This window comes from Bacteroides sp. NGMCC 1.200775 (assembly GCF_040798045.1).
Taxonomy (GTDB): domain Bacteria; phylum Bacteroidota; class Bacteroidia; order Bacteroidales; family Bacteroidaceae; genus Bacteroides; species Bacteroides hominis.
This window is the reverse complement of sequence record NZ_JASCQK010000006.1, coordinates 17,700-30,287: the sequence shown is the minus strand read 5'-3', so window position 1 is coordinate 30,287 and position 12,588 is coordinate 17,700. Positions and strand designations below refer to the sequence as shown.

The following is a 12,588-nucleotide window of genomic DNA, read 5'->3' as shown; positions in this document are numbered from 1 at the left end:
GCAAAGTTCTGATGGTACTTTACTATAACTGCTTTTCGCCATCAATGGGTTTTCTAATATTAAGTTAATAAACCCATTTTATTCGTAACAAATAGCTACCAACGGGACAAAGATAATAATATATTTTAATAAATCACAAACAACGCTTCTATTTTTTCAAATATATCATAAAAAAACATTTCGTCCAAGATATAATAACTCACTTATTAAAAAAAACAGGTAGACCTTTGGTAATTTAATAAATTAAAGTTATAAGGACTATTACAGGCAACCGACATTCACTATAATCAACTAATATACAACAGATAGCAGTTTTAGCGTTCAACACTTATCCGCACTCCTTTTACAGTATTTCTGTTTGTCATAATCAATTAAGTACCATCAGAACTTAATAGAAACTTGAAATTAGAAACAATTGTAAATATATGTCATAAATCACAATCAATACAACAACCCTAATAAAGAAGCTTATGAAATAAAACAGAGAAAAGACTTTAGCACAGATTCCGAAGGAACCGATTCCCCGGAAAATTTAAGAAACAAACTATTCAAAATGATGTTTAACCGAACAATTTAGTGTATGACAGAAAAAACTAACCTGTTTCCGAGCCTAATCCGGCTTCGAGAAACAAATCGCCTGAAAATGGCAATCGCTGCTTCTATCATGCTATGGTGCGCAACACCGCAGCAAGCAGCAGCCAATACTTACGAAGAACACGGAATTGAAACTGTACAGCAGGCCAACACCAAAGTGAAAGGTACAGTAGTGGACGAAACCGGAGAACCGATGATCGGTGTATCCGTTAAAGTCCTGGCAAATAACACAGGTACGATTACGAACCTGCAAGGGCAATTCTCTATCGATGCCCCCAAAGGAAGCAACATCGAAATCTCGTTCATCGGCTACAAAACCGTTACAGTAAAAGTAACCGGCGCTCCTATTAACGTTACCATGAAAGAAGACTCGCAACAACTGGATGAAGTGGTCGTTGTAGGTTATGGCTCACAGAAAAAAGTCAACGTGACAGGTGCCGTAGGTATGGTCAATTCCGAAGTGCTTGAGGCACGTCCGGTACAAAATGTATCACAAGCCCTGCAAGGTGTGGTACCGGGTTTGAACCTCTCGGTCAACAACGGTGGGGGTGCACTGGATAGTGAAATGAACATTAATATTCGTGGTACAGGTACTATCGGTGACGGTTCCGGTTCATCTCCATTAATATTAATCGACGGTATCGAAGGTAGCCTGAACACGGTAAACCCCAATGACATTGAATCTGTATCAGTGCTGAAAGATGCCGCATCAGCCTCTATCTATGGTGCACGTGCGGCATTCGGCGTGGTACTGGTAAAAACAAAAAGCGGACAGTCGGGAAAAGCAAGAGTTACCTATTCCGGTAATGTACGTTTCTCGGATGCAACCAATCTGCCTGAAATGCTGGACTCTTATACTTTTGCACAATATTTCAACCGTGCGGCATTAAATCACAATGGTGGAGCAGTTTTCAGTAAAGAGCAGCTGGAACGTATCAAGGCGTACCAGGATGGTACCCTTAAATCATCAGCGACCTTTGACGAACAGTCACGTAACTGGAACTACTATACAGGTTCAAATGCCAATACAGACTGGTTTAAGGAAGTATACGAAGACTGGGTTCCTTCCATGGATCATAACATCAGCATCAGTGGTGGTACGGATAAAACCCAATATATCGTCAGTGGAAGTTTTCTCGACCAAAAAGGCCTGATACGCCATGGGAAAGATACTTTCCAACGCTATACCCTGAATGGTAGAATAACAAGCAACATCACAGACTGGTTTACATTGGGATATTCAACCAAATGGACACGCGAAGATTTTGAACGTCCAAGTTATCTGACAGGACTGTTCTTCCACAATGTGGCACGCCGCTGGCCAACTGTACCCGTATATGATGACAACGGGTACCTGACCGGACCTTCTGAATTGATTCAACTGGAAGACGGAGGTAGGCAAATTAATCAAAAAGATCTTTTCACCCAACAATTGCAACTGACCTTCGAACCAATCAAGAATTGGAAAATTTATGTAGAAGGAAGTTTGCGTGTGACTGCCAATAACCAACATTGGGAAGTACTTCCCGTCTATCAACACAATGTAGATGGCGAACCGGTAGGTATGACTTGGGATGCAGGTGTGGGCAGTTATCCGATCGGCGGTTCAAAGGTATCTGAATACGCATATAAAGAAAATTATTACTCTACTAATATCTATTCGGATTACTTCAAGCAATTGGATAATGGGCACTACTTCAAAGCAATGGTAGGTTTCAACGCCGAATTGTACAAAGACCGTAGCGTGAATGCAGACAAATCGACCTTGATTACCCCTTCTGTACCGACTATCAACACGGCAGTAGGTGAACCCAGCGTAGCAGGCGGATACAGACACACTTCAGTAGCCGGCTTCTTCGCCCGCTTGAACTGGAACTACAAAGACCGTTATATGCTGGAAGCTAACGGACGTTATGACGGTTCTTCACGCTTCATAGGTGACAAACGCTGGGGCTTCTTCCCTTCTTTCTCCGGTGGATGGAATATCGCCCGCGAAGCATTCTTCGAAGAGGCTGCCAACAAGTTGAATATCGGAACCTTAAAACTAAGAGCATCGTGGGGACAGTTGGGTAATACCAATACCAATGATGCCTGGTATCCTTTCTACCAGACTTTACCCCAGGGACAGAATTACGGTTGGTTAGTGAACGGCACACGCCAGAACTATGCCAGCAATCCGGGTATCGTGAGCAGCGAAAAAACTTGGGAAACCATCGAGACGTGGGATGTGGGTTTAGACTGGGGATTACTCAATAACCGCCTGACAGGGTCATTCGATTATTTCGTACGTTATACTTACGACATGATTGCGACTGCTCCGGAACTTCCATCAATTTTAGGTACAGGTGTTCCTAAAATCAACAATGCCGACATGAAATCGTACGGCTTTGAGTTAGAAGTAGGATGGAGAGACAGAATCAAAAACTTCTCTTACGGAGTAAAATTCGTACTCTCGGATGCACAACAGAAGATACTGAAATATAATAATCCGGATAAAAGCCTCAGCAATCCCTACTATGAAGGACAAAAATTAGGAGAGATCTGGGGATATAAAACGATCGGCATTGCACAAAGTGATGAAGAAATGAACCAGCACCTTGCCAACGCTAAACAACCGATGGGCCAAAAATGGGCAGCAGGTGACATCATGTATGCCGACCTCGACAACAGCGGTTCGGTAGACCAAGGCAACTACAAAGTGGGAGACTCGGGCGACTGGCAGATAATCGGTAATAACACACCTCGTTTCAACTACGGTATCACAATAGATGCCGCTTGGAAAGGTTTGGATTTCCGTGCTTTTGTGCAAGGTATCGGTAAACGTGACTACTGGCTGAATGGCCCGTACTTCTGGGGATTCTCCGGAGGCGGCGAATGGGCTTCTGCCGGATTCAAAGAGCACTGGGACTTCTGGCGTCCGGAAGGCGATCCTTTAGGAGCCAACACCAACGCTTATTTTCCACGTGTCATCCGTAATACATCAAAGAACCAACAACGTCAGACACGCTACTTACAGGATGCTTCGTATTGGCGCCTGAAAAATATCCAGATCGGATATACATTGCCCAAAGTATGGACAAAGAAAGCGGGAATGGAATCAGTACGCGTCTATGTATCAGGCGATAATTTACTGACTGTATCTGATATCACCGGAGTATTCGATCCGGAAAATCTCGGAACACAATGGACTGACCCGGGTAAAGTATATCCGTTACAGAAAGTGATTGCAATTGGTTTAACCGTAAATTTCTAAAAAACGAATCATTATGAAACTAAAAAACAGAATCATACAACTATGCGTACTGACAGGGGGAGTATTACTTTTCCCTTCGTGTAATGACTTTCTGGACAGAGAACCGCTGGATCAGGTTACGCCAGAATCTTATTTTCAGAATGCAGACCACCTGGCAGCCTACAGTATCTCACAATACCAAAGCTTGTTCTCAACACATGGCGGGTTCAATGCAGGTACCGTGAATAACGACGGAGCTACCGATAACATGGTTTCAGGTGAAAGTAGCGGAAGCGGAGTCCAGAACTACTATACCAAGGATGTATGGAAAACAGAAGCAGCCAATGGCAACTGGGATTTCTCTTTCTTCCGTTATTGCAACTATTTCTTTGAGAAAGTACTTCCCAAATATGAAGCAGGCGAAATATCGGGTAACGCCGATGACGTGAAACATTACATCGGTGAAATGTATTTTATCCGTGCATGGAAATATTTCCAGAAGCTAAGATTGTACGGAGACTATCCCATTATCACTGAAGTATTGCCGGACAACGCAGAAATACTGATAGAAAAAGGAGTGCGCCAACCACGTAATAAGGTGGCACGCTTTATTCTTGAAGATCTCGACAAAGCCGCCGAATATATGCATGACCACGGCTTTGCAGGCAATAACCGCCTGAATAAGCAGTGTGCATTGTTAATCAAATCGCGTGTAGCTCTCTATGAAGCCACTTTTGAGAAGTATCATCAAGGGACAGGACGTGTACCGGGTGATGCTAACTGGCCCGGCAAACGGGTTCATCCTGACTATAAATATGATGCTAACACAGAAATAAACTTCTTTCTGGATGAAGCCATGGCAGCTGCCGAACAAGTGGCTGATGTCGTCAAACTGACCGCTAACAGCGGTGTATTCAATCCGGCAAACGATAATGATATTTCCGGCTGGAATGATTATTTCGATATGTTCTCCGCCGAAGACATGAGCGGATTCGAAGAAGTACTCTTCTGGCGCGACTACTTCTCCGGCGATTTTACCATTGCGCACGGTGCTACAGCCTATATAGCTTCAGGAGGAAATAATGGAATGCTACGTAATTATGTTCAGTCTTTCTTAATGAAAGACGGCATGCCTTGGTATGCAGCTACTGCCGCATGCCCCTTCAAAGGTGACCAACGGGTAATGGACGAAAAAGCAAACCGAGACGAACGCCTGCAGCTCTTCCTGTTCGGCGAAGAAGATATGATACCAGCTGTATCGAATGCTACAACCAATGCAATGAAGACATATCAAGAATCGGATTATCCCAGGATAATTATAGCAGAATCAGAAGTTAGAGATTTGACTGGATACCGCATTCGTAAATGTCTCTCCTACGACCAGAAACAATACGTTTCAGGACAAGCACAATCAACAACCGGTTGCGTTATCTTCCGTGCAGTTGAAGCATACTTGAATTATTTGGAAGCCTATTGTCTGAAAAATAATGGAAATATTGCAGGCAAAGCTGCCGAATACTGGAGAGCCGTACGCATTCGTGCAGGGGTTGATCCGGATTTCAATAAAACCATTGCTGCAACAGATCTGAGCAAGGAAAACGACCTGGCTAAATATAAAGGTGAAAACGAAATGATCGATGCAACACTTTACAATATCCGCCGCGAACGCCGTTGTGAGTTTATTGGTGAAGGTATGCGTATGGACGACCTGATCCGTTGGAGATCATTGGACAGATTATTAGTTGAAAGATTCATTCCCGAAGGATTCAACTTCTGGGGAAGCGACGCTTACAAACGTTATGAAGGAGAAGATGCTAAATTTGAATACATCGAAGGTCCGGATAATGCAATGGCTAATGTTTCGTCCAGAAAGTTATCCAATTATTTACGTCCATATTCGGTTGTAAAAAAGAACAACGAAATATATGACGGCTATAGTTGGGCTAAAGCACATTATCTCTACCCGGTACCTATCCGGCAAATAGAGTTGTTATCCCCGTCAGGTGATATATCTTCGTCAGTTATCTATCAGAACCCATATTGGCCTGAAGAGAGAAATGCACAAGCTGTAGAGTAGATATATCTATTAAAAAAGTATTGATTTTTAGTATAATAATAAGATGTTGCGGTAAGAGATTTATAGCAACTACATAAGGTTTAAAAAAGGAAAAAGGGAAGGGAGGTCCGTGAGGATGTCCCTTTTCTGTTAAATCATAATCGCATTGTACATACATTTAAAAAAGAAAGCCGCCCGAATTTCTCCGAACGGCTGTCTTTTATATATACCATCTTCAAACGGCTTATTCCCATTCAATCGTTGCAGGTGGTTTTGAACTGATATCGTAGGTTACACGGTTTACACCTTTTACCTTATTTATAATATCATTTGACACTTTACCGAGGAATTCATAAGGCAAATGCGCCCAGTCGGCTGTCATGGCATCTGTTGAAGTCACAGCACGCAAAGCTACTGCACGCTCGTATGTACGTTCGTCTCCCATTACTCCTACAGACTGAACCGGAAGCAAGATAACACCTGCCTGCCATACCTGATCGTATAATCCCCAGTCGCGTAAACCTTGAATGAAAATATCGTCAGCATCCTGTAAGATACGCACCTTTTCGGGAGTAATATCACCTAAAATACGAACCGCAAGTCCCGGCCCCGGGAAAGGATGACGGGTAATCAAGTGCTCGGGCATACCTAACTCACGGCCTACACGACGAACTTCATCCTTGAACAGCAAACGAAGCGGTTCACAAAGTTTCAGGTTCATCTTTTCAGGAAGTCCCCCCACATTGTGGTGACTCTTGATAACAGTACCGGTGATGGAAAGAGACTCGATACAATCCGGATAGATGGTACCCTGAGCCAACCATTTCACATCTTTCAGTTTATGTGCCTCTTCATCGAATACATCGATAAAGCCTTTACCTATAATTTTACGTTTGCGTTCGGGCTCGGTTACACCTTCCAGTTCTGAGAAGAACTTACGGCTGGCATCTACACCGATCACATTCAGTCCGAGGCATTCGTAATCATGCATTACATTCTTGAATTCGTCTTTGCGGAGCATACCGTGGTCAACGAAAATACAAGTCAGATTCTTACCGATGGCCTTGTTGAGCAGCACAGCGGCTACTGAAGAATCAACTCCTCCGCTTAAGCCTAATACTACTTTGTCATTGCCCAACTGAGCCTTCAATTCGGCAACAGTACTTTCGATGAACGATGCCGGGCTCCAGTCCTGCTTGCATCCACATACATCGACAACGAAATTACGAAGCATCTGTGTACCGTCCTCACTGTGGAAAACTTCCGGATGGAACTGTACGCCCCACACTTGTTCACCTTCCACCTGATAAGCGGCAATAGCCACTTTGTCTGTAGACGCAATCGTTTTAAAATTCTCAGGAACAGCAGTAATGGTATCACCGTGGCTCATCCATACCTGCGTACCCTCTCTCACACCTTTGAACAACACATTGTCCTTGCAGAAAGAAGTCAGGTGAGCACGTCCATACTCACGGGTACCTGCCGGTTCTACTTTGCCACCATTGGTATACGCCATAAACTGTGCACCATAGCAGATGCCCAGAATGGGGTATTTACCTCTGATTTCGCTCAAATCAACCTTGAACGCACTCTCGTCATACACGGAGAAGGGGCTTCCCGACAGAATCACTCCCTTGACAGTTTCGTCGTCTTTGGGGAACTTGTTATAGGGGACAATCTCGCAATACGTATCCAACTCGCGCACCCGGCGACCGATAAGCTGCGTGGTCTGTGAACCGAAATCAAGTATTATAATTTTCTCTTGCATATATAGATATGTTATGAATTTGGCGCAAAATTACTGCTTTTCTTTCAATAAATCACGTATTTCAGTCAACAATATCTCTTCTTTTGTAGGTGCGGGCGGTGCAGCAGGAGCAGCAGGCGCCTCAGCTTTCTTCTGGGTCAGCTTTGTAATCAGTTTAATAAATAAGAATATAGAAAAAGCGATAATAAGAAAATCGAAAGTTGCTTGCAGAAAGTTACCATAATTCAAGGTAACAGCAGCCGCAGTTTCTTTCCCATCGGCTCCGTACTGCGCAGCTTTCATTACCCATTTCAAGTCCGTAAAGTTCACTCCCCCAATGAGTAACCCCAGGGGAGGCATAATGATATCGGCTACAACCGACGAAACGATTTTGCCAAAGGCACCACCAATAATCACACCGACAGCCATATCCACCACATTCCCTTTCATGGCGAAAGCTTTAAAGTCTTGTAAAAAAGTACTTTTTCCCATCTTTTTTTATATTTAATATGAATTTAATATGCGAATATAAAAACATTTTCTTACTTTTGCACCGCATTCTAATGAAACAAATGCGAATTTAGAAAAGTATTTGAACAAATATTATAAAACCCTTAAAAGTTTAAACAAAATGATTAAAGTAGGTATTAACGGTTTTGGCCGTATCGGACGTATGGTATTCCGTGCAGCAGTTAAGAACTTTGGTAACGACATTCAGATCGTAGGTATTAACGACTTGTTGGATGCTGAATACTTGGCATACATGCTGAAATATGATTCAGTACACGGTCGTTTTGAAGGCGAAGTTGCTGTAGAAGACGGTGCTCTGATTGTAAACGGAAACAAAATCCGTCTGACTGCAGAGATGGATCCTGCTAACTTGAAATGGAACGAAGTTGATGCTGACGTTGTAGTTGAATCAACTGGTTTCTTCCTGACTGACGAAACAGCTCGCAAACATATCCAGGCTGGTGCTAAGAAAGTTATCATGTCTGCTCCTTCTAAAGACTCTACTCCTATGTTCGTATATGGTGTAAACCACACTTCATACGCTGGACAGGACATTATCTCTAACGCTTCTTGTACTACTAACTGCTTGGCTCCTATCGCTAAAGTATTGAACGACAAGTTCGGTATCGTTAAAGGTTTGATGACTACAGTTCACGCTGCTACTGCTACTCAGAAAACAGTAGACGGTCCTTCTAAGAAAGACTGGAGAGGTGGCCGTGGTATCCTGGAAAACATCATCCCGTCTTCTACAGGTGCTGCTAAAGCTGTAGGTAAAGTATTGCCGGTATTGAACGGTAAACTGACTGGTATGGCATTCCGCGTTCCGACTTCTGACGTTTCTGTAGTTGACCTGACAGTTGTTTTGGAAAAAGCTGCTACAATGGAAGAAATCAACGCTGCTATGAAGGAAGCTTCTGAAGGCGAATTGAAGGGTATCCTGGGCTACACTGAAGATGCAGTTGTTTCAACTGACTTCCGTGGTTGCGCTAACACTTCAATCTACGACTCTAAAGCAGGTATCTCTTTGGATTCTAACTTCGCTAAAGTTGTTTCTTGGTATGACAACGAATGGGGTTACTCAAACAAAGTTTGTGAAATGGCTCGCGTTATCGCTGCTAAATAATCAAGCTAAGATACAATATATGGAAAGCTGTTTCGGGAAACCGGAACAGCTTTTTTATTTTACAGCTCACCCTAAAAAACGTACGAAGACACGGAATGCTTATTTTACAGTTCTGCTCTTCTCTCCGTCTCCCATAGCAAAAACTACAGTGAAACACGTTAAATAAGAAGAAAACTATACGGAAGTCTGTGATACTCTGTGGTGAAATTTGTAATTTTGTAAATGTAACATTGATATTACTTGATATGACAAATATAGCAAATGCACAAAATCCATTCTTCGAGAAATATACAACTCCGCATGGAACCGTTCCTTTTGATAAAATAAAAACAGAACATTATGAACCGGCCATTCGCGAAGGTATCAGCCGTCAGGCAGCAGAAATAGATACCATCGTCAACAATCCGGAAACTCCTACATTTGCTAACACCATTCTGGCCTACGAACAGTCCGGAGAATTACTCGACCGGGTAACAACCGTATTCGGCAATTTACGCAGTGCCGAAACTAATGATGACTTGCAGCAGATTGCCCAGGAAATGGTGCCGCTGCTAAGTGAGCACAGTAATAACATCAGCCTGAACGAGGCACTGTTTGAACGCATCAAAGCTGTATACCTGCAGAAAGATTCTTTAGGACTGACTCCGGAACAAATGAAACTTCTGGAAAATGCCTATGACGGATTCATACGTCGCGGAGCCAACCTACAAGGCGAAGCCAAAGAAAAATACCGTGAATTAACCAGAGAGCTGAGCAAACTAACGTTGGACTTCAGCGAAAACAACCTGAAAGAGACCAATAACTATCAGCTGGCACTGACAGACAAGAGCCAACTGGACGGTCTGCCTGAAAGTGCTATAGAAGCCGCAGCCGAAACAGCACGGGAAAAAGGAGTGAATGGATGGGTATTCACACTGCATGCCCCCAGTTACATCCCCTTTATGACGTATGCCGATAACCGCGATTTACGCCGCGAACTCTATATGGCCTACAATACGAAGTGCACGCACAATAATGAATATAACAACCTGGAAATTGTAAAAAGGATAGTCAATATCCATATGGAAATCGCACAATTACTGGGTTATGACAATTATGCAGAGTATACACTGAAGAAACGCATGGCCGAAACCAGCGATGCTGTATATACCCTTCTCAACCAACTGCTGGATGCTTATACTCCCACAGCACGCAAAGAATATGAAGCAGTACAGGAGTTAGCCCGCAAAGAGCAGGGAGACGATTTTGAGATAATGCCCTGGGATTGGAGCTACTACTCCAACAAGCTGAAGGATCAGCAATTCAACATCAACGAAGAGATGCTTCGTCCCTACTTCGAACTGAACAAAGTGAAAGCGGGAGTCTTCGGATTAGCCACTCGATTATACGGAATCACATTCCACAAGAACCCCGATATTCCGGTATATCATAAGGATGTGGATGCTTATGAAGTAATGGACAAAGACGGTAATTTCCTTGCTGTGCTCTATACGGATTTTCACCCGCGTGAAGGTAAACGCTCCGGTGCCTGGATGACAGAATTCAAAGGCCAATGGATAGAAAGCACAGGCGAGAACAGTCGCCCGCACGTATCGGTAGTGATGAACTTCACCAAGCCGACAGAAAGCAAACCGGCTTTGTTGACTTATGACGAAGTAGAAACTTTCCTCCACGAGTTCGGACATGCTTTGCATGGAATGTTTGCCAACTCAACTTACCAGAGCCTGAGCGGGACGAATGTCTATTGGGATTTCGTAGAACTCCCCTCACAGATTATGGAAAACTTCGGCATCGAGAAAGAGTTTCTTCATACCTTTGCCAGCCATTATCAGACAGGAGAGCCTTTGCCCGACGAATTAATCCGGAGACTGGTAGATGCCTCTAACTTTAATGTAGCGTATGCCTGCCTCCGCCAAGTCAGCTTCGGTCTGCTGGACATGGCATGGTATACCCGCAACACTCCATTCGACGGAGACGTAAAAGAGTACGAACGCCAGGCATGGTCCAAAACACAGATACTGCCTATGGTACCGGAAACTTGTATGAGCACTCAGTTCTCACACATATTTGCCGGAGGATATTCGGCCGGATACTATAGCTACAAATGGGCGGAGGTTTTGGATGCGGATGCGTTCTCTCTGTTCAAGCAAAAAGGAATCTTCAACAAAGACGTAGCTGACTCCTTCCGAAGTAACATCTTGTCGAAAGGAGGAACAGAGCACCCGATGGTACTATATAAACGTTTCCGGGGACAAGAGCCTACCATCGATGCATTACTTATCAGAAACGGAATAAAAAAATAGAAAGATATGAAATATAAATACTTATTATTACTACTTTTGATGCTCCCTTTTGTATGCGGATGCAATGATTCGGACGATGTGAATGGTATCTTTACCGGAAAAGTATGGAAACTGACGTACATAACTAAAAAGAATGATCATAAACCTTATGATTTCTGGGGTGACAAAGATAAATACGAGCAGTCCATCAAGAATTATATCAATAAGGAGGGTGCATACACCATCAAGTTTGAGGGAGAAAACATAGACAATGTCATCAGCGGAAAATTTAACGGAACGCTTCTGACACATACCTATACAGGAACCTGGAGCGCCAACGGTGAAAGCAATGCCTTCTCCGCCTCAGTAAAAGGTTCTGAGAGTGATCCGTTAGGATTCAGCAACAAGTTTGTCGAAGGACTCAACAGAGCTACTTCGTATAAAGGAAATTACGACAACCTTTTCATCTATTACAAGGATGAGGGAGGCAGGGACTTATGTCTTGTATTTCATGTTGATAAATAATATAGCAGCGAATGGACACAGCAAACAGAAAACAATCAGATTTAGACAAACGTTATATCCGAATGGCTGCCATCTGGTCAGAAAATTCTTATTGTCAGCGCCGTAAGGTAGGAGCGCTGATTGTCAAAGATAAGATGATTATCTCGGACGGATACAATGGGACGCCATCGGGCTTTGAGAATATTTGTGAAGATGATAACAATGTGACTAAACCCTATGTCCTGCACGCCGAGGCCAATGCCATCACCAAAATAGCACGCTCCAACAACAGCAGTGACGGAGCCACGATGTATGTTACAGCTTCGCCTTGCATCGAATGTGCTAAACTCATTATACAGGCAGGCATCAAACGAGTGGTATACTCCGAGCACTACCGCCTGGAAGACGGAATAGAATTGCTGAAACGTGCAGGTATCGAAGTCGTTTTCGTCGATACAAGTGAAAAATGAAACAACATACATAAATAACTGACTACAACACAGCTCTACCCTGCAGTTTGTCGTCTGTAGCCAATAATGA

At 43.4% G+C, this 12,588-nt stretch carries 8 protein-coding genes; 6 read left to right on the top strand and 2 right to left on the bottom strand.

The window, feature by feature from the left end:
• Positions 1–580 precede the first annotated feature (580 nt).
• A complete protein-coding gene (locus QK890_RS15635) occupies positions 581–3,847 on the top strand; it encodes a TonB-dependent receptor (protein WP_032531786.1) in 3,267 nt (1,088 codons plus the stop codon).
• Positions 3,848–3,860: 13 nt separating this feature from the next.
• A complete protein-coding gene (locus tag QK890_RS15630; RefSeq protein ID WP_032531785.1) occupies positions 3,861–5,903 on the top strand; it encodes a RagB/SusD family nutrient uptake outer membrane protein in 2,043 nt (680 codons plus the stop codon).
• Between the two features lie 223 nt (positions 5,904–6,126).
• Here QK890_RS15630 and guaA read toward each other — a convergent pair whose 3' ends face one another.
• Positions 6,127–7,650: a glutamine-hydrolyzing GMP synthase gene (gene guaA / locus QK890_RS15625; RefSeq protein ID WP_005775702.1), complete on the bottom strand. Its 1,524-nt coding sequence runs from the start codon at positions 7,648–7,650 to the stop codon at positions 6,127–6,129.
• A gap of 30 nt (positions 7,651–7,680) precedes the next feature.
• On the bottom strand, positions 7,681–8,121 hold the full coding sequence (mscL, locus tag QK890_RS15620) for a large-conductance mechanosensitive channel protein MscL (RefSeq protein ID WP_005775701.1): 441 nt from the start codon (positions 8,119–8,121) through the stop codon (positions 7,681–7,683).
• A gap of 139 nt (positions 8,122–8,260) precedes the next feature.
• Between mscL and gap the strand changes: the two genes are divergently transcribed.
• From gap to QK890_RS15600, 4 genes are all read left to right on the top strand, one after another.
• Positions 8,261–9,262, top strand: coding sequence for a type I glyceraldehyde-3-phosphate dehydrogenase (gene gap / locus QK890_RS15615; RefSeq protein ID WP_005775699.1), 1,002 nt, complete (start codon positions 8,261–8,263; stop codon positions 9,260–9,262).
• A gap of 245 nt (positions 9,263–9,507) precedes the next feature.
• A complete protein-coding gene (locus tag QK890_RS15610) occupies positions 9,508–11,565 on the top strand; it encodes a M3 family metallopeptidase (protein ID WP_005810113.1) in 2,058 nt (685 codons plus the stop codon).
• Positions 11,566–11,571: 6 nt separating this feature from the next.
• Positions 11,572–12,069, top strand: coding sequence for a DUF4847 domain-containing protein (locus tag QK890_RS15605; protein WP_005775696.1), 498 nt, complete (start codon positions 11,572–11,574; stop codon positions 12,067–12,069).
• A gap of 11 nt (positions 12,070–12,080) precedes the next feature.
• Positions 12,081–12,518: a dCMP deaminase family protein gene (locus QK890_RS15600; protein WP_005775695.1), complete on the top strand. Its 438-nt coding sequence runs from the start codon at positions 12,081–12,083 to the stop codon at positions 12,516–12,518.
• Positions 12,519–12,588 lie beyond the last annotated feature (70 nt).

What these genes read in the sequence shown, in the direction of transcription:
- QK890_RS15635 (WP_032531786.1), top strand. Translation starts at nt 581, where the DNA reads ATGACAGAAAAAACTAACCTGTTTCCGAGCCTAATCCGGCTTCGAGAA.
- QK890_RS15630 (WP_032531785.1), top strand. Translation starts at nt 3,861, where the DNA reads ATGAAACTAAAAAACAGAATCATACAACTATGCGTACTGACAGGGGGA.
- guaA (WP_005775702.1), bottom strand. Translation starts at nt 7,650, where the DNA reads ATGCAAGAGAAAATTATAATACTTGATTTCGGTTCACAGACCACGCAG.
- mscL (WP_005775701.1), bottom strand. Translation starts at nt 8,121, where the DNA reads ATGGGAAAAAGTACTTTTTTACAAGACTTTAAAGCTTTCGCCATGAAA.
- gap (WP_005775699.1), top strand. Translation starts at nt 8,261, where the DNA reads ATGATTAAAGTAGGTATTAACGGTTTTGGCCGTATCGGACGTATGGTA.
- QK890_RS15610 (WP_005810113.1), top strand. Translation starts at nt 9,508, where the DNA reads ATGACAAATATAGCAAATGCACAAAATCCATTCTTCGAGAAATATACA.
- QK890_RS15605 (WP_005775696.1), top strand. Translation starts at nt 11,572, where the DNA reads ATGAAATATAAATACTTATTATTACTACTTTTGATGCTCCCTTTTGTA.
- QK890_RS15600 (WP_005775695.1), top strand. Translation starts at nt 12,081, where the DNA reads ATGGACACAGCAAACAGAAAACAATCAGATTTAGACAAACGTTATATC.